A 25,427-nucleotide genomic window follows, 5' to 3' on the forward strand; every position below is an offset into this window, starting at 1 on the left:
TAGGTGGACTCGGTACACGAGCGCTAGATCGACCCGGCAGTCCTCACAAACGTCCCGGAAGCCTCAACCGCGGTGCGGGAGGCGGCCTTCGGCCCCACCGCAGTAGTCAACACTATTGAAATTGTTCGCGATCGAACGATCCGCGCGTGACATGAAGATCGCCGCCTGGGTGTTTCGGCGACGGCACGCGCGACGACAGCATGTCGACGCCATTCCCAATTCCGACGCCGGTCCAGCATCCGCCAGGCTTCTCGCGAGCGGAACCCTGAAGACCTACAAGGACTTGTCGCACGACCTGCCCACCAAACGAACGCGACGCAAGACCGTAGGGCGTGGAGTGCGAATGCACCGGTCCGCGCGCTGTCGCCATAGATCGATCCGCTTCCGGAACCGGCTTCTGTAAAGCTTGTCGCCTCAAAGATCTGCCGTGTTGCGGTAGCTCCCGGGCCTGGGCACTTCGGTGGCCGATGGACCCGCAGCTCCGATGATCAAGACTGGCCTCACGCCGCCGTCCCGTGCTCCAGGCTTCCGTGGACGAATGTCGGGTGGGTGCCCGGCGCGAAGGGGCTGGCGGTCAGTTCGCTGGTGGGGAAGAACTGCACGAAGCGGCTGTCCTGCTGTGATCGGTCGACGAGGGTCTTTTCGACGACGCAGAAGGTGTATTGCTGTGCGGTGGACTCGATGGTGTTGGCGTTGATGATGAGTTCTTGGCCCCACCGCGAAGCCCACCCGGAAATGCCTGGCAACTTGCTGTGCTCGGGGGTCAGCAGCTCGGCGGCGAGCACGTTCTCCGACATTCCCCACACGCCGGTGTCGGTGTTGAGTAACAAGGTTTGGTTACCGGTGGCGTGGCCGGGAGTGCGGATGATGGCGACGCCGGGCCCGAGCAGTCGGTCACCATCGATGGGCAAGATGCGGTGGGGGTCGAGATCGGTGAAGGTCTCGGGCTGGTACCAAGGCCGCTGCAACGGATGCAGGTCCTTCATCGCTTCCAGCTCGTCGCGCTGGACCACCAGCGTGGCGTTGGGGAACCAACCCTGTACCGGGGTGTCGGGGGATATGTCGGACTGGGGCTTGGTGGTGCCGAGCAATCTGCGCACGTCTTGGGTGTGCAGGTGGTCGAAGGCCAGGTAGTCCACCTCGGCCGGATCGATGCCCAGTCTGGCGAGGTTCGCGGGAACGGTGCCGTGCTCGGTCAGCATTCTGGCGAGCACCGGCGCCGGTGTCTGGTCGCGGAGTGCGGCAAAATACGGTGTGTTGGCGTCCAACTCGAAATCGCTGGGCTCCCACACGAGTGTCTTCTGGGTCCCGTCGCTGTCGTTCCAGCGAACGATCATCATCCGGTTGGTTATGAACAGGAACGGTGCCGGTGAAGACGGCGCGCGCCACAACCCGAACTTCGTCGGATATGGCAACGTAATCAGGTCGTGTGTGGAGACGTGTGAGGGCGTACCGGTCGCGGCGAACTCACGCTTGAAATCGGCGGCGGCTTGCCGCGCGATTCGCAATGCCGCTCCCGGTCCGCCCTGGGTGGCGTGGATGCGCTCGAGGGTGGCGATCGGTGCGCCGAGATCCACAGGGTCGGGTACCGGAATCGTCAGGGGGGCGCCGCTGGTCGCCGCCATGTGTCGCGGCTCTGCGGTGGGGATCATGCGTTTGAGCGCTTCGAGCGGGGCGGTGATCACGGTGGACATGTGCACGACGTTAACCCTGATCAGGGCATGAGTGCTGAGCATTCGAGGACCAAGTTGGTTCGCTCTTTTTGGGCGTCGAGGGAGTGGGCGTGATGCACCTCCGCAACGAACAACGCCGCAGTCAAATGCGCATCTGCCCCTCGGCCATGGACTCGACCGGAAAAGAGCCCGTTGGGTCGCGCAGTCCGGGTCGTCCAGTCCGCCGATCCGCTAGCGGCGCTACGACGCCGTAGCCCCTGGTCGGAAAGCCCTCGATATCCGGTGTTGCGAGGTTTTCCCGTAAGGACACCTGTTCGCCCGACCGGGGTCGGGCAGCTTTGGCGCGTGTGCGAACGTGAGGATGCTCGGTGTGATCGGTTAGCCGTCGGAGTCGAATACCCATCCGTGGATGGTCATGTGGGAGCAGCGCTTGTGGTCAGCCTTAGCCCGTACGGACACCTGCGCCGTTATCGCCGCCATCGCGAGGGTGCGTCATGAGCGGGGGAGCCGTTGATCCTCGACGAGGCGGAGAGCGTATCTGCGATTTCACCGGGATCTGCCCCGTGATGATGTCGGTACGCGCAGGTGCGCCGTTGTACGTGCGCACCCGCTCACATACTCGGCGGGCAGTGTCGAGGACGTTGCCGCGGCGTCGGTGTTCGCGGTGTGTTCGCCCCTGCCTCCTGGTCGGCGTGTGTATGTCTTGCATCGTGCTCCGCGTCCCGGAGACGCGGCGCATCGCGTCCTCCCGGATCCATGAGCCGAACTCGCGAGGTTGGTGGATGCAGATCGGTGCTTGTGCGGTGGTCATATGCCGGTGCGTGCGCGCCGAGGAACGATCGCCGCCGAGCGGGGCCGGATGGTTGTCCTCTTGTCCGGATCGGCGCCGGCCGCGCAGACTGAAGGTGTTGCAGGCGGAGGCACCCGGTGCGTGCGTACCGATCGGGCACCCGATGACCCGCCCGGAACCCCGCCGGTCATCATCCAGTATCCAGGAGCTTCAAATGTCCAGTCCCAGCCCCGGCTATTCGATCACCGTCCGCGTCCATGCACCGGTCGGCGCCGGCACCACATCGACGTTGGCGGCCGCGATCGCATCGGTGAAGGGTGCCATGACGGCGCTCGATGTGGTCGAGAGCCATCCCGACCATATGGTCATCGACCTGACCTGCGACGCCTCGGACGTCGCGCACGCCGACCAGATCTCTACCGCGATCGCTGAGGTTCCGGGGGTGATCGTTGGCAAGGTCAGCGATCGCACCTTCCTGCTGCATCTGGGCGGCAAGCTCGAGGTGGTTCCCACGGTTCCGCTCAAACACCGCGACGACCTCTCCCGCGCCTACACCCCCGGCGTCGCCCGGGTGTGTACCGCGATCGCCGAACACCCCGAGGACGTGCGCCGCCTCACGATCAAACGCAACACCGTCGCCGTGGTCACCGACGGGTCCGCGGTGCTGGGCTTGGGCAACATCGGTGCGGCGGCGTCGATCCCGGTGATGGAGGGCAAGGCGGCACTGTTCAAACGGTTCGCCGGCGTCGACGCATGGCCCGTCTGCCTTGACACCCAGGACCCGGATGCCATCGTCGAGATCGTTCGTGCCCTGGCGCCGGTGTACGGCGGCATCAATCTCGAAGACATTTCCGCCCCAAGGTGTTTCGAGATCGAGGCCCGGCTGCGCGGTATCCTCGACATTCCGGTGTTCCACGACGACCAGCACGGCACCGCGATCGTGGTCTTGGCCGCTCTGACCAACGCGCTGCGTGTGGTCGGCAAGTCACTCGACCGGGCTCGGATCGTGGTCTCGGGTGTCGGCGCGGCGGGGCACGCCATCATCCGGTTGCTCGTCGCCCAGGGCGGCACGAACATCATCGGCTGCGGGCGGCGGGGGATCTTGTCCCCCGACGACACGGCCGACGAGTTTCGTACCTGGATCGCCGAGAATACCAATCCGGAGGCTCGGACGGGCTCGCTGCGGGACGCGCTGGTGGGGGCGGACGTGTTCATCGGTGTCTCGGCGCCGAACATTCTCACGGGCGATGACATCGCGGCGATGGCCGACGAGTCGATCGTGTTCGCGCTCGCCAATCCGGTCCCGGAGGTCGACCCGGTCGCCGCCGGAGAACATGCCACCGTGGTGGCCACCGGCCGGTCGGACTTTCCCAACCAGATCAACAACGTCCTCGCTTTCCCCGGGGTGTTTCGAGGTCTGCTCGACGCGCACGCGGTCGACATCACCGACGAGATGCTGATCGCCGCGGCCCGCGCGATCGCCGACAGGGTGTCGCCGTCCGAGCTCAATGCCACCTACATCGTGCCGAGCGTGTTCGACGCCGCCGTTGCACCGGCGGTTGCGGCGGCGGTCCGTGAGGTGGCCGAGCGGGGGCCACAGCCCGAGAAGTGAGCCACTCAATCTTCGTCGTGCGTGCGGCCGGGCGATCACCGCAGCGGGCGAGGTGTCCCGAGGCCCCTCCTCTGGCCTTGCACCAGCCGTCGCTGGCCGTCGCCGTCGGGGTCGCCTGCTTGCGCTGCACGCCCGGGCGCCGGACTCCGACTGGCTGTCACTGAGGTTGCGTCGACGCGGGCAGCGTTGACCGCATCGGCTCAATCGACTTGTGGGCGAGCCGACCCCGGTCCCAGGGTGCCCGGAGGGTGCTGCCGCAGCAGCCCGGCGACGGTGCCGGCGGGGGCGGGTGGGGCGAGGTAGGAGCCCTGCGCCTGGTCGCAGCCGCGGGCACGGAGGGTGTCGAGTTGGGACTGGTTGTCCACGCCGTCGCCGATGACGGTGGCGCCGTAGGCGCGGGCGATGGTGAGGAGGGCGGTGACCACGGCCTCGGGCCGCGGGCCGGGGAGGGCGGCGATGTGCGCGCGGGCGATCTTGAAGCCGTCGAACATCGGGTACCGGGTCAGGTACCCGAGTGGGCCGTGTCCGGTGCCGAGGTGATCGAGCAGCAGCACCACCCCCATCTCGTGCAGCGCGGTCAGGGTGCGGACGGCGCGGACGGTGACCGCCGCGGACGCGGTTTCGCTGATCTCGAGGCCGAGTCGGCGCGCGGGCAGCCCGGTGTCGGCGAGGATGTCGGCGATCTGCTCGGCGAACCGGGGATCGCGCAGTTGCACGGTGCTGACATTGACGTGGACGTGGACGTCGATCCCAGTGGGCGCCTGCCAGGCGGCAGCCCGCCGGCAGGCGGTGCGCAGCGCCCAGGAGCCGAGGGCGCCGATCAGGCCGGTGCGTTCGGCGACGGCGACGAACTCGGTGGCGCTGATGTCCCCGAGGGCCGGGTGCGCCCACCGGGGCAGGGCCTCGGCGGCGACGGCGGCGCCGCTCCTCAGGTCGAAGATCGGCTGGTAGAGCAGGGTGAGCTGGTCGCGGTCGAGTGCGGTGCGCAGGTCGGTGGACAACCGCAGCACCCGGTCGGCGTCGTAGCTGTCGCCGTCGCCCGGGTGGTAGAGCGCGTGGCTGCCGGACCCGGCGCTCTTGGCTCGGTACATCGCCAGGTCGGCCCGCCGGATCAGCTCGTCGGCGGTGGGGGTGGCGGTGTGGTCGGAGACGGCGATGCCGATGCTGGCGCGCAGCGGCATCGGGGGGCCCGCGGTCGGGTCCGGGGTGCGCAGCAAAGCGGTGATCCGGGCGGCCAGCGAGGTCGCCGCGTCCTCGGTTCCGATGTCCTCGCAGACGATGACGAATTCGTCGCCGCCGAGGCGGGCGACGGTGTCGGCCGGGCGGACCGCCCCGGCCAGCCGCCCCGCCAGCCGGATCAGGGCCGCGTCGCCGTGGGCGTGCCCGAGGCTGTCGTTGACGATCTTGAAGTCGTCGAGATCGACCAGCAGCAGCGCGAGGAGGGTGTGGTCCTGGTGGGCGGTGTCGAGGGCGGCGGTGATCCGCCGGTATGCAGCGGTGCGGTTCGGCAATCCGGTGAGCGGGTCGTGCAGGCTCTGCTGCCGCACCCGGGTTTCGGCGTCGATCCGGCCGATCGCGGCGGACAGCACGGCGGCGACCGCCCGCAGAAACGCGACATCGCGGTCGGTGTAGTCGCGGGGGCGGGCGCTGTGTACGGTGAGCACCCCCCAGAGGGTTCCGTCGCCGATCGGCACACTGATGCCGCTGCGCAGCCCGCGCCCGGCCATCGTGGTGGTGGCGAACCGGGTTTCCTGCTCCCGGTTCGGGCAGACGACCACCTCGCCGGTGGCCAGGGCGTACCCCGGCTGCGATGCCGCCCCGGCGGCGAAGGACCGCGGTTGGGGGGGTTGCCCGCGGTAGGCGAGGACTTCGAGCGCGTCGGTGTCGGTGATCCGGGAGATCGAGGCGCACTGCACCCCGATCAGGGTGGCGGCCGCCCCTACGGCGGCGGGCAGCAGGGTGTCGAGGTCGGCGTCGACGGCGAGCTGGCCGAGCTCGGCCAGGGCGTGTTGTTCGCGGGCCCGGTGCGCGGTCGACTCGAGTGCCTTCCGGAATCGGCGATCCTGTGTGCGGCGGCTGCGGCGGTCGCGCATAATCGCGGCGATCACAGCCGGGCGGGCCTCCCCGTGACGCACCGCGAATGCAGAGACGGATACCGGGATCGGCTCACCGGTGCCGAAGTGCCGCAGCTCGCTGATCCCCTGCCAGTGCCCCTGGTGGGTCAGGGCCGCCTCCACTGCGGGTGTCTGGGCCAGTCCGGCGTCGGTGAGGAATTCGGCGGTGGTCCGGGCCTGGGCGTCCGCGTCGTCGCGCAAGCCCACCAGCCGGATTCCCGCCGGGTTGAGATACAGGATGCGGCCGGTGACGAAATCGGATAGGAACACCAGGTCGGGGGCCTGGTTGAGCACCGACCGCCACAGGTCGGGGTCCGCCGCCTCGTACGTCACCGTGCACCCTCCCGCGCTCTGGTGCCTACCGGATCGTACTCCCGGCCCGATGGATACTCCCTCGACGACACCCCGGCATCGAGCGGGTCAGCGGGGCCTACAACCGATAATCACCGGGTACCGACAGCGCCGACGCGCGACCACGCCGAGCACCTCACCCCGTCCGGAGAGCGCCCGTTCCCCGGACGCTCGACGCCACCCGGGGACGAGGTCCGGGATCGGGGCCATACCGCTACCGTTGCGGACCTCGGTTTCACGCCGGTGGCGGCCGATACCGTCGTTCCCGGAACCGGGCCCGGTGCCGTTCCAGCACCACCTCGGCGTCGGTTCGGGTGTGGCGGCGAGGGTCGGCGATCGTGTCCCGGACCGCCGGGGTTGCGGTAGTCGTCGACGCCCGCGTGGACGGCGATGTAATCATCGAGCGGGGATGCGGCAGCGTGGTCGCAGCCGGCCAGGAGCGTCTGGTACCCGCGGCGCACCGGTGCTGCGTCGTCGAACACGACCGGCAGTCCCGGGATTGCCGGAGTGCGCGGTGTCAGCCCGTGGTGGCCCGGGACGGTGGCGGGTCGTCGGCGAACATGGCCGCGATCCGGGTCTTGATTCCTCGGTGCTGATCGACCCGGCGGGCGAGGTGGTGGCGTGTGTCGGTGTGGTGCGGGGTGCGTGGGTGACCACTGTGGCCGGTGTGCTCATGGGTGGATGTTCTTTCTTCGACGGATTGCCGGTGGAGCTGGGGCTAGATCATCACGCTCGCCGCGGCGACGGCGGCGAGGGTGGCCAGCGCGGTCAGGGCTGCGCCGGCGCGTCGTGTGGCAATGTCTGGGCGGGTTGTCCACGATGGGGCCGCAGTTGATCAAGGTCGCGGGGTTGGTGCGCTCTGAATTGGGTCGGCGGTGGTTCATCCGGCCGCGGCGTTTCCCGGGTCCCAGGGGTGGGTCGTGCGGATGTCGGCATTGAAGTCCTCGATCCGGCGCCGCAGGTTCGATTCGGTGTGGCCGATGGCTTGGGCGGCGAAGGGTTCGAGGAGTCGGCCGAGAGCTTTTCCGGTCAGTCCGCTGGGGAGTTCGTAGCTGAAGTCCACGCTCAGTTGGGTCTCGCGGATGCCGGTCGCGGTGAAGCACCAGATCGATGTGTTCTTGAAGCCGTCGATCGAGTCGAGGGCGATCAGTCGGTTTCTTTCCCAGGCGGTGATCGTGAGGATTGAGTGGAGGGTTTTGAAGCCGACCTGCATGGCGGCGTCGAAGGTGGCGCCGAGGCCGTGGTCGAGGGTGCCCGTGGGATCGAATCGCGAGATGCCGAACACCCAGGTGGGGACGTTGCGGTAGTCGCCGATGAAGTCGAACGCGACGTCGATCGGCACGGTGGCGACCGCGCTGTGGTGAGTGTGCATCATTTGTTCGCCTTTCGGTGTTGTTGCACCGAAACCGGGATCGCGACACGACCCGCGGATCGACTGTTCGATCATTCGGCCATCTCCTGAAACGCCTCGTCCCGGCGCAGCACCATAGGGAGTGTGGCCAACCGGATCGGCACATCCAACGTCAGCGACAGTTCGCCACATAGTGTGGGCCCGCCCGCTTCCCCGTCGTTGGGGGCGCTCCGGGCGGCACCGTTCCCGTGTTCGCGCATCATCGGCCGACCCATGGTCCGAGCCGGCCCGACCCCGCTCCGCACCGTGAGGCAAACTTGTCAACATCAAACATACCCAAGGTATGTTATAGGCGCAATAAAGGACTCGCAGTTTTCTAATTCGTCAGAGTCGCCCCGGTCGACGGGTGCAGCTCGCGGCGACCAAAATGGGAACCGGACCTGATGCTGCCGGCCGCCAACGTCCGCACAACCGGGTGTCGGGTGCGCTAATACCGACGCGTACTTCCGTCCTTCAGCAGCGCACTGTCGGCCCGGGCAGCGAGGATGGATCCGATCCACTTGCTGGGGAAGCGAATGCAGCGCTTTGTTCACCTCGGCATGAAAGTCGCGGTGCAGTGTGACCTGCCCCAAAGGTCGGCACGTCTTAGACCGGCGGGGCGGGAAGCAGCACCGGCGCCTCGCACTCGTCGAAGACCTCGAGCGGGCGGGCGGGGGTGCTGCCGTGGATCCGTCTCCCCGCCACCTGGCGGCACCATGATTCGCACGGCGTTGTGCTTCGGCCAGACCCACGCCTCATCGACGTCGGCACCACCCTGATCGGGCACCACTATCGCTCGGCGGCCCCACAGCTCCCGACCTTGGCGCGGCGTTCCGCGGCCGGCCGCTCTGATGACGCTTGCATGCGTCGTGAATCCGGCAGGAGAGACGCACTTTTCGGCGTGGCGCCGGTATGCGGGGAGGCGGACTGTGCTCTCGAGAGTGAGGTGCCCGCCTCCCCGATTCGATCAGTCGGCGATGACGGCGTCGGCCTCGATCTCGATGAGCAGGCCGGGGGCGATCAACGCGCTGACCTCGAGGATCGTGGTGGCGGGACGGATTTCACCGAAGACCTCGCCGTGCGCGATGCCGGCCTCTTCCCACCGGCTCATGTCGGTGAGGTACATGCGGGTGCGGATGACGTCGGTCGTGCTCGCGCCGGCCTCCGTGAGTGCCGCCTCGATTCGCCGCAGTGCCTCCCGGGTCTGTTCTCCGAGATTGTTTCCACCGACGGGGCCGTCGGGACCCGCCGCTGTGGTGCCCGACACGGACACGAGCTGACCGATGCGCACGGCCCGGGAATAGCCGATCTTGGCTTCCCACTCGGAACCGGACGAGACGTTGTTTCTGTTCGACATGAGCGACATTGTCGCAAGCCTCGATCGGGCGTTCACCAGCGCGGTAGTCCTCGACGGTCGCGTGTCCTCGCGGGTCGAAGTCTTGACACCGGTTAGAACAAATGTTCGCATGTACTCATGAGGTGGGATGGGCAAGCGGTCGACGCCGACGACGGTGCACTGCCGGGGCTGGAACGCGCCGGGCTCGTGCGCAGCGTGCAGACACCCGAGTTCGACGGCATCACCTTCCACGAGGTGCTCTGCAAGAGCGCGCTGAACAAGATGCCCGAGGAATCTCAACTGCCTTTCCGGTTCACCGTCAATGCTTTTCGCGGATGCTCGCACTCGTGTCGCTACTGTTTCGCACGGCCCACCCACGAATACCTCGACCTCGACGCGGGCCGCGATTTCGACAGTCAGATCGTCGTGAAGACCAATGTCGCGGCGGTGCTGCGCAGGGAGTTGGGGCGGAAGTCGTGGAAGCGTGAGCACGTGGCGCTCGGTACCAACACCGACCCGTATCAGCGGGCGGAGGGCCGGTACCGTCTCATGCCCGGAATCATCCGCGCGCTGGCCGAATCCGTCACCCCGTTCTCGATTCTGACCAAGGGGACGTTGCTGCGGCGCGACCTCCCACTGCTGACGCTCGCCGCCCAACAGGTGCCGGTGAGCATCGGAGTGTCGCTGGCGATCCACGATCCCGACCTGCAGAAGTCGATCGAGCCGGGCACACCCACGCCGAAGGCGCGCCTCGATCTGATCCGGGCGATCACCGACGCCGGCCTGCCCTGCAATGTGATGGTGGCCCCCGTCATCCCGTTCCTGACCGATTCGGTGCGGCATCTCGACGGCCTGCTCGAGGCGATCGCCGACGCCGGCGCCTCGGGTGTGACCGTCTTCCCGATGCACCTGCGCGGCAGCACCAAGGGCTGGTTCATGAACTGGCTGTCGACGGAGCATCCGGCGCTCGTCCGTCAGTACCGGCAGTTGTACGGGCGGGCGGCCTACGTTCCGCCCGAATACAAGTCGTGGCTGAAGCAGCGAGTCGACCCTCTCGTCGACCGGTACGGTCTGGGCGGCGGGGCGAACCATCGGGAGGCCGGGCACGCCGAGACCGTCGAGTCCGATCGCGGTGAACTGGTCGGAGTCGGTCGTCCCGGACCGGCGCTCACCCTGTTCTGACGTGAACGGTCCGCCTCGGCTCGTACCATTCGGCGCCGGCGGGTTCTCCCGCCATGTTCCAGCTCCATGAAATGGTCGGTGCGATGCGCACATAGAGGCCGGGGCCGACCATTCCGTCCCGTTCCACCGGCTGATCGGCCGTGCCGTAGATCCGGATGGATCGCGCGACGAACGGTTCGAACGACACCAGGTCGTCGACGACCAGCGATACCTTGTCGTTGCCGGCCCGGATGTTCCGGAACTTGCGGGTACCGGCGACGGACGGTCCGGAACCTCCCACCCAGAAGTCCGTTCCGTCGAACTCGAACGCGAGCGGAACCACGTCGGGTTGCCCATCTGCGCCCACGGTGGCGACGCGAGCGATCGGCTGTGACCGCAGGTAGGCGATCTCTTCGTCCGTGAACGACATGGAAATCTCCTCTTCGATGTCGAGCGAGAGCACTGCGTCGACTGTCCGTTCGCGTGCCGCTGCGGCACTCTTCGGTGCCCCGGCCGCGGCCGGGGCGGATACGGCGACGCTGACCCCCACCGACACGATCGGGCACGGTCTGAACCCCGGCGAGTCCGCGGCGTCCTGAGCGGCGGTTCGGCGGGTTCAGGCGAAGACGTTGTCCAGCCAGGACTTCCACGCGTCCTGCGACTTCTCCTGGTCGGCGCCGGCGGCGAACAGGTGGTGCGCCGCGTCGACCGTTCCGCCGAACGCGTTGCGGCCGTAAAACCGGTACAGCGCGTCGGCGGTCCGGATGCCGATGAAGTGCGGCGTCAGGTAGTCGACGACACCGTCGACGGTGCCGAAACCGGGGATGTCGACGGACACGGTGTCGCCGGCGGCGGAGGCGTCGGTCAGGCCGAGCGCGCCGCGGAGCGTGGCCATCGCGTCGGGACCGGCGGAGGCCTCCGGGCCGCCCGTCGTGATGTAGGTGGCCACGCCGCCGGGGAAGTACTGGACGTACTGGCCGAGGCTGTGGAGGTAGAACGTGGTGTGCTTGTCGGCGCCGTCGTACTGCGCGTCCCAGTCGTCGGTGAAGATGCCGCTGTGGACGTAGCGCAGCGCCGCGGTGCCGCCGTCGCGGGCCTCGATGAGGTATTCGAGGGCGTTGAACCAGCCGTCGGGACCTTCCTGGCGCACGGCGAACTTCTGCGGCGGCTCCCACGCGACGACGGCGGGGTCGTCCGGTCCCTCGCTGCCGACGCCGGGATCGAGTTCGGAGGGGAACATCCACCCGCCGGTGCCGCTGGTGACGGCGGCGAACACGTCTTCCGGGGTGGCGTTCAGGACGACCTCGCGGCGAATCTCGAAGTTCTTGGACATGGCTAGCTCTCCTCGTGACGGTTGTCGGGTGACTTCGCTTGCTCGGACGGTGTTTTCAGGCTGGGGTGCAGTGCGACGACGAGGCGGTGCCTGCGCCCGTTCGGGGTGTTCTCGTCGTGGTATCGGGCCACCAGGTTCTTCACGGACTCGCCGAGTTCGTCGGCGAACGCGGACCGGTCGGCCGCGGACGCGAACCGGATCTCGCTGTCGATCGCGTAGGTGGCCAGCGGCTGACGCGCTGTGGTGGCGCCGGCGATCAGTTCGCCGACCTCACGCACCAGTCGCGCGGCGAGTGCCACCAGCCAGCGGGCCGACAGTTGGTCCGGTGACCGGTCGGGATCGGGTGCGAGGGCGGCGAACGCGGCGGGGGAGATGACGTACGACGCCGCGGTGGCCTGGAAGACCCGCTCGGTGACGTTGCCCTTCCTGCGTTCCTCGACGAGCTCGACGAGGCCATGCTCCTCGAGTGCCCGCAGGTGGTAGTTGGCCTTCTGTCGCGTCAATCCGACCGTCGCGGCGATCGAACTCGCCGAGCCGGGTTCGGCCAGCGCCGCCAGCAACCGCGCCCGGATGGGGTCCAGGGAGATCTCGGCGGCGGCCGCTTGATCGATCACTGCTACGTCCAACATGCGTCAACCCTCGCACCGACAGAAACTTCTGTCAAGACAAAAAATATTGTCGGTGGGTCGAGTGGTCAGCGCAGCGCGGGCGGGTTGTTCAGATCGCGCGCCGAATAGGTGTCGCAGGCCCGGACCTGACCCGTCCGGTAACCGGTGGCGAACCACTTCTGGCGCTGCTCCGAAGAGCCGTGCGTCCAGCCCTCCGGATTCACCCGAGCGCCCGCGGACTGCTGGATCCGGTCGTCGCCGACCGACGAGGCAGCGGAGAGGGCGTCGTCGATATCGGTGTCGGTGAGGGTGTTCAGGAACGGCGGCCCGCCGTCGGGGCCTGGAAGGGTGTCGGCGTAGTGGGCCCACACGCCCGCGTAGCAGTCGGCCTGCAACTCGGTTCGCACGGCAGCCGAGTCGGCGCCCCGCGGGTCGGCCTGCGCCCGCCCGATGTCGCCGAGCTGGTTCTGGATGTGGTGGCCGAACTCGTGCGCCACGACGTACTCCTGTGCCAGCGGTCCGCCGCTGGACCCGAAGCGGTCGACGAGGAGCTGGAAGAAGCTGGTGTCGAAGTACGCCGTCGAATCCGCCGGACAGTAGAACGGTCCGACCTCGCTGGTGGCGTTTCCGCAACCGGTGTTGACGGAACCGGAGAACAGCACCACCTCCGGCGGCACGTACGCGGTGCCGGTCTGTTTCGCGAGCTCCTGTTCCCACACGGAGTCGAGACTGCCTGCGGTGAACACCACCCGGCAGTTCACGTCGCGGTTGGCATCCGCGCCGGTTTCGCATCCCGCGAGGCCGGCGCCGGAATTCTGGCCGGCGGAATCGGTGGTGCCGCTGAGGCCGCCGAGCAGCGAGCCGGGATCGCCGCCGAGGAGCAGTGCGAGAACCAGCACGATCAGACCGCCGGCGCCGCCGCCCATCGCGAACTTGCCGCCGAGACCACCGCCGCCCCCGCCCCCGACCGACACCCGGCCGGAGTCCATTCGGGCGCCCTCGTTGAAGGTCATGTGTCATCGCTTTCTCTTCACTTTTCCGGTGCGTGCCGATCGAGCCTCGCACGGGAAGCGGGTATGCGTTTCCGCTCACGCACGGTGTCTCCGTAGGATCTCAGCCAACGAAGTAGCTTGCCCCATGTTTCGAAAGGAATCCCGTGCTGCGCACACATCTCGCCGGTTCATTGCGAGCCGAGCAGGCCCAGCAGACCGTAACCCTCACCGGTTGGGTTGCCAGGCGTCGTGATCACGGCGGGGTGATCTTCATCGATCTACGTGACGCGTCGGGTGTGTCCCAGGTGGTGTTCCGGGAGGGCGCCGCCGCCGAGCAGGCTCACCGTCTGCGCGCGGAGTACTGCGTCAAGGTGACCGGTGTGGTCGAGGTGCGTCCCGAGGGCAACCAGAACTTCGAGATCCCCACCGGGGCCATCGAGGTCAACGTCACCGGCCTCGAGGTCCTCAACGAGAGCGCGCCGCTGCCGTTCCAGCTGGACGACCAGGCCGGTGAGGAAGCGCGCCTGAAGTACCGCTACCTGGACCTGCGCCGTGAGGGCCCCGGTCATGCCATCCGGCTGCGGTCCAAGGTCAACGCCGCGGCCCGCGCCGTGCTCGCGCACCACGAGTTCGTCGAGGTCGAGACGCCCACGTTGACGCGATCGACGCCGGAGGGCGCCCGCGACTTCCTGGTTCCCGCGCGACTACAGCCGGGCAGCTTCTACGCGTTGCCGCAGAGCCCGCAGCTGTTCAAGCAGCTGCTCATGGTCGGTGGTATCGAACGCTATTACCAGATCGCGCGCTGCTACCGCGACGAGGACTTCCGCGCGGACCGTCAGCCCGAGTTCACTCAGCTCGACATCGAGATGAGCTTCGTCAACCAGGACGACGTCATCCTCCTCGCCGAGGAGGTGCTGTCGTCGCTGTGGAAGCTGGTCGGGCACGAGATCAAGACGCCGATCGCGCGGATGACGTATGCGGAGGCGATGCGTCGCTACGGTTCCGACAAGCCGGACCTGCGTTTCGGTGTCGAACTGGTCGAGTGCGCCGAGTTCTTCAAGGACACCACGTTCCGGGTCTTCCAGCAGGAATACGTCGGCGCGGTGGTCATGCCCGGCGGTGCGAGCCAGCCGCGTAAGCAGCTCGACGCCTGGCAGGAATGGGCCAAGCAGCGCGGGGCGAAGGGCCTGGCCTACGTGCTCGTCGGCGAGGACGGCACGCTCGGCGGACCGGTGGCGAAGAATCTCACCGACGCCGAGCGTCAGGGCCTCGCCGCGCACGTTGGTGCGAAGCCTGGCGACTGCATCTTCTTCGCGGCAGGCACCACCAAGTCGTCCCGTGCGCTGCTCGGTGCCGCGCGTGGCGAGATTGCCCGCAAGCAGAACCTCATCGACCCGGACGCGTGGGCGTTCGTGTGGGTCGTCGACGCACCGCTGTTCGAGCCGACGGCGGACGCCACCGCGAGCGGCGACGTCGCGCTCGGCTACAGCGCCTGGACGGCGGTGCACCACGCGTTCACCTCGCCCAAGCCGGAGTCGATCGACACGTTCGACACCGATCCGGGTTCCGCGCTCGCGTACGCCTACGACATCGTCTGCAACGGCAACGAGATCGGTGGCGGCAGTATCCGCATCCACCGCAAGGACATTCAGGAGCGAGTGTTCAAGGTGATGGGCATCTCCCACGAGGAGGCCGAGGAGAAGTTCGGCTTTCTGCTCGACGCGTTCGCGTTCGGCGCCCCGCCGCACGGCGGCATCGCGTTCGGCTGGGACCGCATCACCGCCCTGCTGGCCGGTGTCGATTCGATCCGTGAGGTCATCGCGTTCCCGAAGTCGGGCGGCGGCGTCGATCCGCTGACGAGTGCTCCGGCTCCGATCACCGCGCAGCAGCGCAAGGAGTCCGGGGTGGACGCCAAGCCGGAGCCGAAGGGCGACGCCGCGGCGGCCGAGCCCGACGCACCCACAGGCAAGTAGGCGGGTCTCCCGGCGCGATCTGCCGGCGGGACTCGATGACCGGACGACGCGGAACAGCCGGGGGACACGATGTTGCACCTGCGAGTGATCTGTCCGGCCGAGCGCACCGAGGACGTCCTCGGTGTGCTCGCCGCGGAACCCGGCGCCACCCACGTGGTGGTGTTGCGCGACGCCGCGATCGACCCCGCCGGTGACGCGATCCAGACCGACGTGGCCCGTGAGTCCGCGAACGACGTGATCGACGCGCTCGAGGCCCTGGGAATCGATCGCACCGGCGCGATCACGGTGGAGCCCGTCGAAACGGTGCTGTCGAAGTCCGCGCACGAGGCGGAGAAGGCGGCTCCGGGTGATCCCGCCGACAGCGTCGTGTGGGAGGAACTGGTCAGCCGGACGCGTGAGGAGTCGACACTCAACGGCACCTTCCTCGCGTTCCTCACCATCGCCTGCCTGCTGGCCGCGGTGGGTGTGGTGACCGACTCGCCGATCACCGTCGTCGGGGCGATGGTGGTGGGGCCCGAGTTCGGTCCGCTCGCCGCGCTGGCCGTCGCGCTGATGCGGCGCAAGCTGGGTCTGGCCCGGCGGTCGCTGATCGCCCTGCTCTTCGGTTTCCCGTTCGCGATGGCGGCGACGCTCGTCGCGACGCTGCTGATGGAGCGGGTCGGCTGGATGGAGTTCGAGAGCATCGAGTCCCTCGACCAGGTCGATTTCATCTACCGGGTCGGACCGCTCTCACTGATCGTCGCGCTCCTCGCCGGTGCGGCCGGCATGCTCGCGCTCGTGTCCGCGAAGTCGGCGGCACTCGTCGGCGTCTTCATCTCGGTCACCACCGTTCCCGCGGCGGGATTCGCCGTCGTCGCGGTGACCGTGGGCGAATGGCGCGTCGCGGCGCTGGCGGCGCTGCAACTCGGTGTCAACATGGTGGGCATCGTCGTCGCAGGCGTTCTGGTTCTGGCACTGCGTTTGCGCAGCGGCGGTGATCCCCGCCGGCTGCTCGAACAGGCGCGGAAAGAGCGCTCCGTGGCACAGAGGCGGAGGGCCTGATGAGTGTCTCGCCGCGCGAAGGCGCTGGCTACGACGAACTCTTCGACGACGGCGGCGACATCCGGGAACCGTGGGCGGAGTTGGCCCAGGACTTCACCGGCAGCGGGCCGGACTCCGTCCGCCGCCTGCAGTCCCGCATCCGGCTTCTCGTCGACAATCACGGGATCACCTACAACCCCCTCGACGGATCGGACGCCCCGACCGCGCCGCCGCGGTGGGAGATCGACGCCGTCCCGCTGATCGTCGCGGCCGAGGAGTGGGAGCAACTTGCGGCGGGCTTCGTGCAGCGCTCCCGCCTCCTCGACGCAGTACTCGCCGATCTGTACGGACCGATGGCGCTCGTCCGGAGCGGCGCCGTGCCGGCCCGCACGGTGTTCGGGCACCCGGGTTACGTCCGTGCGGCGCACGGCATCACGGTGCCGGGCCGCCATCAACTGTTTCTGCACGGACTCGACGTCGGCCGCGGGGCGGACGGCACGTTCCACGCGCTGCGCGACCACACGCAGTCCCCGGCAGGCGCCGGCTACGCGATGGCGGACCGCCGCGTCGTCGCCCGGGCGATGCCCGGCATCTACGAGGCCGTGGGCCCGCGCCCGCTGTCCTCGTTCGCCCAGTCGATGCGGCTCGCGGCGATCGACGCTGCGCCCGCGGGCACCGAGGACCCCCTGGTCGTCGTCCTCAGCCCCCGTACGCGGTCCGAGGCGGCATTCGATCAGGCGTATCTCGCGACAGTCCTCGGCTTCCCACTCGTGGAAAGCGCCGACCTGGTGGTCCGCGACGGCCACGTGTGGATGCGCTCCCTCGGCAATCTGGAACGCGTCGACGTCATCGTCCGGCGGGTGGACGCCGGCCTCGCCGACCCCCTCGACCTGCGCCCCGACTCGCGGTCCGGCGTGGTCGGGCTCGTCGAGGTGCTGCGCCGGGGAGCGGTGACCGTCGTCAACCCCCTCGGCAGCGGAATCCTCGAGAACCCCGCCCTCACCAGGCTGCTCCCGGACCTGTGCCGTCGTCTCCTCGACGAGGAGCTTCTGCTGCCGTCGGTTCCGAGTTTCTGGGGTGGGGACCGGTCGGAGCTGTCACACATCCTCGCGAACGCCTCGTCGATGGTGCTGCGCGCGGTGCACGGGGGTTCGCCGATCGTGCCCGCCGAGCTCCGTGCCGCCGACCTGGACGCCCTGCTGGACCGAGTGCGGGCCGAACCCGAGCGGTGGGTCGGGCAGATCGTCCCGGACCCCTCGTATGCGCCCGCGGCCGACGGATCCGGGGAGGTCTTCCTCGCACCGGTCGGGGTGCGGCTGTTCGGTGTCGCGCAGCAGGTGGGATTCACGCCCATGGCCGGAGGTCTCGGCACGTCCCTCGTTCCCGGGGCCGAGCGCGGGGACCGGCGCCACGCCGGCGCGAAGGACGTCTGGATCCGGCTCGCCCAGCGAACCGCGTCCACCGATCCGGGGGACGTCGCCGACCGGGACGCCGAAGCCCTGCCCACATATGCGGCGACGACGTCCGACCTGATGACGTCGCCGCGCGCACTGACCGAACTGTTCTGGATGGGCCGGTTCGCCGAGCGCGCCGAGGGAGCGGCACGACTGATGATCGCCGTCGGCGAGAAATACCGCGACTACCGCCTGCGACCGTGGCTCGCGGGCGGCGGAAGCCTCCCGATCCTGCTCGACACGGTCCTGCGGGTCGCCGATGCCGGGAACCGTCCGGAGGGGCCCGATCGCGGTGCCGAGTCCGGCTCGGATCCGGTCGCCGACCAGCTGCGAGTGCGCTCGGAGTTCCGTTCGCTGACGGTGGACCCCGACCGGGACGGGTCCCTCGCGCACGCGGTCCGTGGCGTCGAGCAGGCCGCGCGGGCCGTGCGCGGACAACTGTCGAACGACATCTGGGCCGTCCTCAGTTCCGTCGAACGGGCGCTCGGACAGGTCGCCGCCGACACGGTCGACGACGGGTCCGTGCTGTTCGAGGCGCAGTCCGCGGTGCTCGGCGGGATGCTCGCCCTGTCGGGAGTCGCCGCGGAATCGCTGGTCCGGGACACCGGCTGGCACGTCATGGACATCGGGAAGCGAATCGAACGGGCATCCACCCTGATCGCGCTGGTGGAGTCCACGCTGAGACGGAAGACGGATCCGGCGACCGAGCGGGCTGTGATCGAATCGCTTCTCGTCGCCACCGAGAGTTCCGTCGTCTACCGCCGCCGCAATCGGAGCATCCGCCCGGCCGCCGTGGCCGAGTTGCTGTTGTTCGACGTAAAGAACCCGCGGTCGCTGGCGTTCCAGCTCGAGGCGCTCCGTGCGAATCTGGCCGCACTGCCGGACGCGTCGGGTGCGTCGCGTTCGGAGCGGCTCGTCGAGGACATGGTCAACACCGTGCGGCGCGTCGACCCCGCTCGACTCGAATCGGTCGATGCGAACGGGTCCCGGAATGAGTTGGGTGAGCTGACGACCACGATGCGAGCACTGCTGAGCGAACTGTCCGACGTGATGCTGAAAGGTCAGCTGTCGCTGCCGGGCGGCACCCAGCCGCTGTGGGGCAGCGGGACCACGTGGAGCGCCTCGCAGGGCGGGGTTCCCGCATGACCGACGTGTCGCCCCGCGCGGACGAGGCAGCGGAACGGCCGGTGCTGCGCAGATACAAGATCACCCACCGCACGACGTACACGTACTCGGGGCCGGTGTCCTCGTCGTACGGCCGGGGCTACCTCCTGCCACGCGACACCGAGGAACAGCGGTGCGTGAGTTCCGTCGTCGACATCTCGCCGGTGCCCGCGGACCGCTCCACCGGGTCAGACGTGTACGGCAACCGGGACTTGTACTTCCAGGTGAGCACGCCGCACGAGGAACTGGTCGTGGCGGCCGAATCCGAGATCGAGGTCTACGGACCGGACAAGACCAGGCTCGCCGCCGCACCGGCGAACGCGCCGTGGGAGTTGTCGCGCCCCGTGGGAACCGAGGGTGCGATGGCGCAGGAGTTCGTCCTGGACCTCGAACCCCCCGAGATCAGCGACGCGGTCCGCGAGTACGCGGCGCCGAGTTTCCCGCCGGAACGGCCCCTCGTCGACGCGGTGGTCGATCTCACCACGCGCATCCACCGCGACTTCCAGTACAAGTCGGGGTCGACGTCGGTCTCCACGCGTGTCGCGGAGGTGCTGGAGAAGCGGTCGGGCGTGTGCCAGGACTTCGCTCGGCTCGCCATCGCCTGCCTGCGGTCGCGCGGACTCGCGGCCCGGTACGTGTCCGGCTATCTGGCGACGCAGCCACCGCCCGGCAAGGAACGGATGGTCGGCGTCGACGCGACGCACGCCTGGGCGGCCGTGTGGATGCCGGGGGACCGGTGGCTCGCCTTCGACCCCACCAACGACCAGCTCGTCGACGAGCGGTACACCGTGGTCGCGTGGGGCCGGGACTACGCGGACGTGCCGCCGCTGCGGGGTGTCATATACACAGAGGCACGAAACAGCACCATTGCGGTGTCGGTTGACGTGGCGCCGACCGAAGTGCTCGCGCCGGATCAGCCGAAATGCTGAAATTCATCGGGGCTTCCCGTGGAGGACTCGATGATCCGTGTCACTAGCAGGTAAGTTGGTCCGCGATGACTGCAATACTGGCAGACCCCGTTTCAGAGGTAGTTGCCGCAGCCGAGAAGCTGCTCACCCGTCGCACAGGGGCACCCGTGACACTGGTGGATCCCGTGGATCTCGGCGGCAGTGGCCGCACCATCGTGCTCCGTGTGCGCGTGGCGGAGAATCCGTTCTCCCTTCCGCGGACGTTGGTGATCAAGCAGGTCCGTGAGGAGTCCGGTGTGTCCGGCGCGCGGGCCGTCGATCCCGACGATCTCGCCGGCGACAGCCGCAGCGCCTTCCTCCGGGAGGCCGTCTCGTACCAGTTCGCCACGGCGCTGGCGACGGACAGCCGCCCCGGAGCCGAACTGCTCGCATCCGACCTCGACGCCCGGCTCCTCGTGCTCAGCGACCTCGGGGACGCCACCCCGATCAGCGCCCTGCTCGAGCACTCCGACTCCGACACCGTCACCAACACCCTGATGGCCATGGCCCAGGCGCTCGGCCGCATGCACGCGGCCACCGTGGGCCGCGAGGAGGACTTCGCCGCGCTGCTGCGCCGCGCCGAGGTGGCGCACTGCGACGACACCGTGGCCGAGCAGGTGGAGCGTGCGGTGCCCGCCGTGCCCGGCCTGCTGTCCGAGATCCTCCGCGTCGACGTCTCGCCGGACCTGACCGATCAGGTGGCTCGTGCCGCGAAGCTGTTCGAGAGCGGCCGGTTCCGGGCGTTCAGCCCCTCCGACCTGTGCCCGGACAACATCATCGTCAACGACGAGGGGGTGCGGTTCCTCGACTACGAGTGGGGCGGCTTCCGCGACGCCATGCTCGACATCGCGTACGCGCTGGTGTCGTTCCCCGGCTGCCTGTGCAGCATCGAACTGTCCGAGGACCGGACGCAGGCGATGATCGAGGCCTGGCGCGCGGAGGTCGTGGGGATGTGGCCCGCGCTCGCCGACGACAACGTGCTCGCCGCCCGCATGGTCGAGGCGCAACTGATCTGGGTGTGGCTCAGCACCTACCTGTTCCTGCCGGAGAACCACACGCGCATCGCAGCCGTCCGCGAGCATCACCTGTCCGTGCCGCGGTCCGAGGCGCTGACCCAGCGCTGGGACAAGCTGGCCCGTTCGGCGGATCACGCCGGGAACACGGTGGTCGCCCACCACGCCCGCGTCATCGCCGACAAGATCCGGGGACTGTCCGTCGGCTGACCCGCGGTCCGGCCGAACTGGGTCGGACGCTGCGGTTCCAGTAGCGTCGAACTTGTGAGCGATCTTTTCGGTTCGGATGTCGGCGAGGACGAGTCGGCGGGCCTGTTCGAGACGGCGCCGCCCGACGAGGCGGCGGCCCCGCGATCGGTTCCCGGTCCGGTGTCGGTCGACCACCACGCGCCGCTGGCCGTACGCATGCGTCCCCGCACGCTCGGCGAGGTGGTCGGGCAGCAGCATCTCCTGGGCCCCGGCGCGCCGCTGCGGCGCCTCGTGGAGGGGTCGGGGGCCGCGTCCGTCCTCCTGTACGGGCCGCCCGGTACCGGCAAGACAACGCTGGCGTCGCTGATCTCGGGGGCCACCGGCCGCCGCTTCGAGGCACTGTCCGCGTTGTCCGCCGGGGTGAAGGAAGTCCGCGGCGTCATCGAACTGGCACGCCGCCGCCTCCTCGCGGGCGAGCAGACGGTGCTGTTCATCGACGAGGTGCACCGCTTCTCCAAGACCCAGCAGGACGCCCTGCTGGCGGCGGTGGAGAACCGGATAGTGCTGCTCGTGGCCGCCACCACCGAGAACCCCTCGTTCTCCGTGGTGTCCCCGCTGCTGTCCCGCTCGCTCGTCCTGCAACTGCAGTCGCTGACGGCGGACGACATCGAGAACCTCCTGGAGCGGGCGCGCACCGACGAGCGGGGTCTCGGCGGGGAGATCGAGATCGCGGGTGACGCGATGGATCATCTGGTGCGCCTAGCGGCCGGCGACGCCCGGCGGGCGCTCACCGCGCTCGAGGCGGCGGCGGGCGCTGCACTCGATCAGGCCGGTGACGCAGATCGTCCGGTGCTGCTGGACCTCGCGACGGTGGAGGCGAGCGTCGACAAGGCGGCCGTCCGCTACGACCGCGACGGCGATCAGCACTACGACGTGATCAGCGCCTTCATCAAGTCGATCCGTGGTTCGGACGTCGACGCCGCCCTGCACTATCTGGCGCGGATGCTGACGGCGGGCGAGGACCCCCGCTTCATCGCGAGGCGACTGGTGGTCCATGCCAGCGAGGACATCGGGATGGCCGACCCCACCGCATTGCAGACCGCGACCGCCGCCGCGCAGGCGGTGCAGCTGATCGGGATGCCCGAGGCCCGCCTGGCCCTCGCGCAGGCCACGATCCACCTCGCGACCGCTCCGAAGTCGGGCGCGGTCATCGCCGCGCTCGGAGCCGCGATGGCGGATGTCGCGGCCGGAAACGCCGGACTCGTCCCGCCGCATCTGCGCGACGGCCACTACGCGGGGGCGGCGAAGCTCGGCAACGCCGTCGGCTACCGCTATCCCCACGATCATCCCGACGGGGTACTGGCGCAGCAGTATCCGCCGGACGAGCTGGTCGGTGTCGACTACTACCAGCCCACCACTCACGGCGGTGAGCGGGACATCGCGGGGCGCGTGGACAAATTGCGCGCCATCGTCCGCGGCACGAACCGTCAGGGTGGCCGGTTAAGCTGAATGTTGCCGAACCGCCGGGGTGTGCCCGGCTGCCCGGCGACCGCACCCCAGCGGCTGGACCCCCGTTCGACCCCGTAGTTCGACCCATCGTTGCCCTCGAGACAGACAATAAGGATCACTGACGTGCAGACCCACGAGATTCGCCGGCGCTTCCTCGACCATTTCGTCAAGGCAGGCCACACCGAGGTACCCAGCGCCTCGCTGATTCTCGACGATCCGAACCTGCTGTTCGTCAATGCCGGGATGGTGCAGTTCGTGCCGTTCTTCCTCGGCCAGCAGACGCCGCCGTATCCGAGGGCGACCAGTGTCCAGAAGTGTGTGCGCACCCTCGACATCGAGAATGTGGGCATCACCACACGGCACAACACGTTCTTCCAGATGGCCGGCAACTTCTCGTTCGGCGACTACTTCAAGCGCGATGCGATCAAGCATGCGTGGTCGCTGCTGACCTCGAGCGTCGACGACGGGGGTTACGGCTTCGATCCCGAGCGCATCTGGGTGACGGTCTACCTCGACGACGACGAGGCCCGCGACATCTGGGGCGACGAGGTCGGCGTTCCGGAGACGCGGATCCAGCGCCGAGGCATGGCCGACAACTACTGGTCCATGGGCATCCCCGGCCCCTGCGGCCCGTGCTCGGAGATCTACTACGACCGCGGCCCCGAATACGGCAAGGAAGGCGGCCCGGAGGCCGACGAGGACCGCTACATCGAGATCTGGAATCTCGTGTTCATGCAGAACGAGCGTGGTCTCGGCATCAGCAAGGACAACTTCGAGATCCTCGGCCCGCTGCCGAAGCAGAACATCGACACCGGCATGGGCGTCGAACGCGTCGCGTTCCTGCTCCAGGGCGTCGACAACGTGTACGAGACCGACCTCGTGCGCCCGGTCATCGCGAAGGCCGAGGAACTGTCGGGCCGCAAGTACGGCGCCGTCCACGACGACGACGTGCGCTTCCGGGTGATCGCCGATCACGCGCGCACCGCCGCGATGCTCATCGCCGACGGCGTGAACCCCGGCAACGACGGGCGCGGCTACGTCCTGCGCCGTCTGCTGCGGCGCATCGTCCGGTCCGCGAAGCTGCTCGGCGCCGACAAGCCCAGCATGCGTGAGTTCATTACCGTCGTCCGCGACACGATGGCGCCTTCGTACCCCGTCCTCGACACCGACTTCGGCCGCATCGAGACGGTCGCGGTGGGGGAGGAGACCGCGTTCCTCAAGACCCTCACGTCCGGCTCGAAGCTGTTCGAAGGCGCCGCCGAGTCGGTGAAGGCGTCCGGCAAGTCGACGATCGGCGGCGACCAGGCGTTCGCGCTCCACGACACGTACGGCTTCCCGATCGACCTCACCCTGGAGATGGCGGCCGAGGCGGGCCTGACCGTCGACGAGGAGGGCTTCCGCACGCTGATGGCCGAACAGCGGCAGCGCGCGAAGGACGACGCCCAGGCCCGTAAGCACGCGCACGCCGACCTCACCGTCTACAAGGAACTCCTCGACCGCGGACCCACCGAGTTCACCGGATTCCACGAATTGGTCTCCGAGGCACACGTTCTCGCGCTGATCTCGCAGGGGCAGCGGGTCCCCGTCGCGACGGCGGGCCAGGACGTCGAGGTCATCCTCGACCGGAGCCCCCTGTACGCGGAGGCGGGTGGACAGATCGCCGACCTCGGTACCCTCACCGGCCCGGGTCTGCGGGTGAAGGTCAACGACGTCCAGAAGATCGCCAAGAAGCTGTGGGTTCACAAGGTGACCGTGCAGGAGGGCCAGATCACCGAGGGTGACGTCGTGCTCGCGCAGGTCGACGCCGCGTGGCGCAAGGGTGCCACCCAGGGGCACTCCGGCACGCACATGGTGCACGCCGCGCTGCGACAGGTGCTCGGCCCCAACGCGGTTCAGGCCGGCTCGCTGAACAAGCCGGGCTACCTGCGTTTCGACTTCTCCTGGCAGGGCGCGCTGACGGAAGCGCAGAAGCAGGACATCGAGGTCGTCGCGAACGAGGCGGTGGCCGCCGACTACTCGGTGAACACGTTCGTCACCGACCTCGACAAGGCGAAGTCGATGGGCGCGATGGCGCTGTTCGGCGAGAACTACGGCGACGAGGTGCGGGTCGTCGAGATCGGCGGACCGTTCTCGATGGAGCTGTGTGGTGGAACTCACGTGGGCAGCTCCTCGCAGATCGGCAACGTCACGCTGCTCGGTGAGCAGTCCGTCGGTTCCGGCGTGCGCCGTGTCGAGGCCTACGTCGGTCTCGATTCGTACCGCTACCTGGCCAAGGAACGCGCGCTCCTCGCGGGTCTGTCGTCGTCGCTGAAGGTGCCCTCGGAAGAAGTGCCTGCCCGCGTCGAGGCGCTGGTGGAGCGACTTCGGGTGGCGGAGAAGGAACTCGAGCAGACCCGCGCGCAGGCGGTTCTTGCTGCGGCGGGCACGTTCGTCGACAAGGCTCAGCGGGTCGGGCCGGTGCTGCTGGTCGCGGACTCCGCCCCGGCCGGTGTCGGCGGCAACGACCTGCGTGGGCTCGTCACGGACATCCGCGGCCGGTTCGGCACCCAGCCCGCCGTGGTCGTGCTGCTCGGCGACGTCGACGGCAAGGTTCCGTTCGTGGTGGCCGTGAACAAGGCGGCTCAGGAACTCGGCCTGGCGGCCGGCGACCTCGTGAAGGGATTCGGTCCGAAGATCGGCGGCCGCGGGGGTGGAAAGGCTGACATGGCACAGGGTTCCGGTTCGGACACCAGCGGAGTCGCGGCAGCCCTCGACGCTGTCCGGGGACAAGTGGCGGACAAGGTGGGGAGCCAGTAGCG

At 68.7% G+C, this 25,427-nt stretch carries 19 protein-coding genes; 11 read left to right on the forward strand and 8 right to left on the reverse strand.

Features of this window, described 5'->3' with window-relative positions; translation table 11 throughout:
* Window positions 1-500 precede the first annotated feature (500 nt).
* On the reverse strand, window positions 501-1,694 hold the full coding sequence (locus ACFVJ3_RS14190; RefSeq protein ID WP_378452622.1) for a hypothetical protein: 1,194 nt from the start codon (window positions 1,692-1,694) through the stop codon (window positions 501-503).
* 983 nt (window positions 1,695-2,677) lie between these two features.
* On the opposite strand from ACFVJ3_RS14190, the gene ACFVJ3_RS14195 reads away from it, so the two are divergent.
* On the forward strand, window positions 2,678-4,075 hold the full coding sequence (locus ACFVJ3_RS14195) for an NAD-dependent malic enzyme (protein ID WP_378452623.1): 1,398 nt from the start codon (window positions 2,678-2,680) through the stop codon (window positions 4,073-4,075).
* Between the two features lie 200 nt (window positions 4,076-4,275).
* On the opposite strand, the gene ACFVJ3_RS14200 is transcribed toward ACFVJ3_RS14195, so the two are convergent.
* On the reverse strand, window positions 4,276-6,522 hold the full coding sequence (locus ACFVJ3_RS14200; protein WP_378452624.1) for an EAL domain-containing protein: 2,247 nt from the start codon (window positions 6,520-6,522) through the stop codon (window positions 4,276-4,278).
* A 356-nt stretch (window positions 6,523-6,878) separates the two neighbouring features.
* Here ACFVJ3_RS14200 and ACFVJ3_RS14205 point away from each other — a divergent pair, with 356 nt between their 5' ends.
* Complete coding sequence (locus tag ACFVJ3_RS14205) at window positions 6,879-7,136, forward strand: hypothetical protein (protein WP_378452625.1); 258 nt, start codon at window positions 6,879-6,881, stop codon at window positions 7,134-7,136.
* A gap of 284 nt (window positions 7,137-7,420) precedes the next feature.
* Here the strand turns inward: ACFVJ3_RS14205 and ACFVJ3_RS14210 are convergent, their stop codons facing one another.
* Together ACFVJ3_RS14210 and ACFVJ3_RS14215 are read right to left on the reverse strand one after the other, a co-directional pair.
* Window positions 7,421-7,915, reverse strand: a complete 495-nt coding sequence (locus ACFVJ3_RS14210; RefSeq protein WP_378452626.1) for an SRPBCC family protein — start codon at window positions 7,913-7,915, stop codon at window positions 7,421-7,423.
* Window positions 7,916-8,897: 982 nt separating this feature from the next.
* On the reverse strand, window positions 8,898-9,296 hold the full coding sequence (locus ACFVJ3_RS14215) for a RidA family protein (RefSeq protein WP_378452627.1): 399 nt from the start codon (window positions 9,294-9,296) through the stop codon (window positions 8,898-8,900).
* Between the two features lie 108 nt (window positions 9,297-9,404).
* On the opposite strand from ACFVJ3_RS14215, the gene ACFVJ3_RS14220 reads away from it, so the two are divergent.
* Window positions 9,405-10,448 (forward strand): Rv2578c family radical SAM protein, encoded by a 1,044-nt coding sequence (locus tag ACFVJ3_RS14220; RefSeq protein WP_378452628.1) that lies wholly within the window; start codon window positions 9,405-9,407, stop codon window positions 10,446-10,448.
* Here the strand turns inward: ACFVJ3_RS14220 and ACFVJ3_RS14225 are convergent.
* Window positions 10,435-10,857: a PPOX class F420-dependent oxidoreductase gene (locus ACFVJ3_RS14225; RefSeq protein WP_378452629.1), complete on the reverse strand. Its 423-nt coding sequence runs from the start codon at window positions 10,855-10,857 to the stop codon at window positions 10,435-10,437. The genes ACFVJ3_RS14220 and ACFVJ3_RS14225 overlap by 14 nt on opposite strands.
* Between ACFVJ3_RS14225 and ACFVJ3_RS14230 the strand changes: the two genes are divergently transcribed.
* Complete coding sequence (locus tag ACFVJ3_RS14230; protein WP_378452630.1) at window positions 10,856-11,026, forward strand: hypothetical protein; 171 nt, start codon at window positions 10,856-10,858, stop codon at window positions 11,024-11,026. The genes ACFVJ3_RS14225 and ACFVJ3_RS14230 overlap by 2 nt on opposite strands.
* Before the next feature lie 17 nt (window positions 11,027-11,043).
* On the opposite strand, the gene ACFVJ3_RS14235 is transcribed toward ACFVJ3_RS14230, so the two are convergent.
* The 3 genes from ACFVJ3_RS14235 to ACFVJ3_RS14245 all read right to left on the reverse strand — a co-directional run bounded on the left by ACFVJ3_RS14235 (window position 11,044) and on the right by ACFVJ3_RS14245 (window position 13,381).
* Complete coding sequence (locus ACFVJ3_RS14235; RefSeq protein ID WP_378452631.1) at window positions 11,044-11,760, reverse strand: SRPBCC domain-containing protein; 717 nt, start codon at window positions 11,758-11,760, stop codon at window positions 11,044-11,046.
* Between the two features lie 2 nt (window positions 11,761-11,762).
* Window positions 11,763-12,389: an ArsR/SmtB family transcription factor gene (locus ACFVJ3_RS14240; RefSeq protein WP_378452632.1), complete on the reverse strand. Its 627-nt coding sequence runs from the start codon at window positions 12,387-12,389 to the stop codon at window positions 11,763-11,765.
* A gap of 65 nt (window positions 12,390-12,454) precedes the next feature.
* On the reverse strand, window positions 12,455-13,381 hold the full coding sequence (locus ACFVJ3_RS14245; protein WP_378452633.1) for a neutral zinc metallopeptidase: 927 nt from the start codon (window positions 13,379-13,381) through the stop codon (window positions 12,455-12,457).
* Window positions 13,382-13,524: 143 nt separating this feature from the next.
* On the opposite strand from ACFVJ3_RS14245, the gene aspS reads away from it, so the two are divergent.
* From aspS to alaS, 7 genes are all read left to right on the forward strand, one after another.
* Window positions 13,525-15,333: an aspartate--tRNA ligase gene (gene aspS, locus ACFVJ3_RS14250; protein WP_378452634.1), complete on the forward strand. Its 1,809-nt coding sequence runs from the start codon at window positions 13,525-13,527 to the stop codon at window positions 15,331-15,333.
* Window positions 15,334-15,402: 69 nt separating this feature from the next.
* A complete protein-coding gene (locus tag ACFVJ3_RS14255; RefSeq protein WP_378452635.1) occupies window positions 15,403-16,374 on the forward strand; it encodes a DUF389 domain-containing protein in 972 nt (323 codons plus the stop codon).
* Entirely contained in the window at window positions 16,374-18,953 is a 2,580-nt protein-coding gene (locus ACFVJ3_RS14260) for a circularly permuted type 2 ATP-grasp protein (protein ID WP_378452636.1), read from the forward strand. The genes ACFVJ3_RS14255 and ACFVJ3_RS14260 overlap by 1 nt, the downstream gene beginning before the upstream one ends.
* Complete coding sequence (locus ACFVJ3_RS14265; protein WP_378452637.1) at window positions 18,950-19,900, forward strand: transglutaminase N-terminal domain-containing protein; 951 nt, start codon at window positions 18,950-18,952, stop codon at window positions 19,898-19,900. The genes ACFVJ3_RS14260 and ACFVJ3_RS14265 overlap by 4 nt, the downstream gene beginning before the upstream one ends.
* Window positions 19,901-19,965: 65 nt before the next feature.
* Complete coding sequence (locus ACFVJ3_RS14270; RefSeq protein ID WP_378452638.1) at window positions 19,966-21,141, forward strand: phosphotransferase family protein; 1,176 nt, start codon at window positions 19,966-19,968, stop codon at window positions 21,139-21,141.
* Window positions 21,142-21,195: 54 nt separating this feature from the next.
* Complete coding sequence (locus ACFVJ3_RS14275; protein ID WP_378452639.1) at window positions 21,196-22,629, forward strand: replication-associated recombination protein A; 1,434 nt, start codon at window positions 21,196-21,198, stop codon at window positions 22,627-22,629.
* A 123-nt stretch (window positions 22,630-22,752) separates the two neighbouring features.
* Window positions 22,753-25,425, forward strand: coding sequence for an alanine--tRNA ligase (gene alaS, locus ACFVJ3_RS14280; RefSeq protein WP_378452640.1), 2,673 nt, complete (start codon window positions 22,753-22,755; stop codon window positions 25,423-25,425).
* Window positions 25,426-25,427: the final 2 nt, after the last annotated feature.

It is taken from the genome of Rhodococcus sp. NPDC127593 (genome assembly GCF_042671975.1).
GTDB lineage: Bacteria > Actinomycetota > Actinomycetes > Mycobacteriales > Mycobacteriaceae > Rhodococcus_F.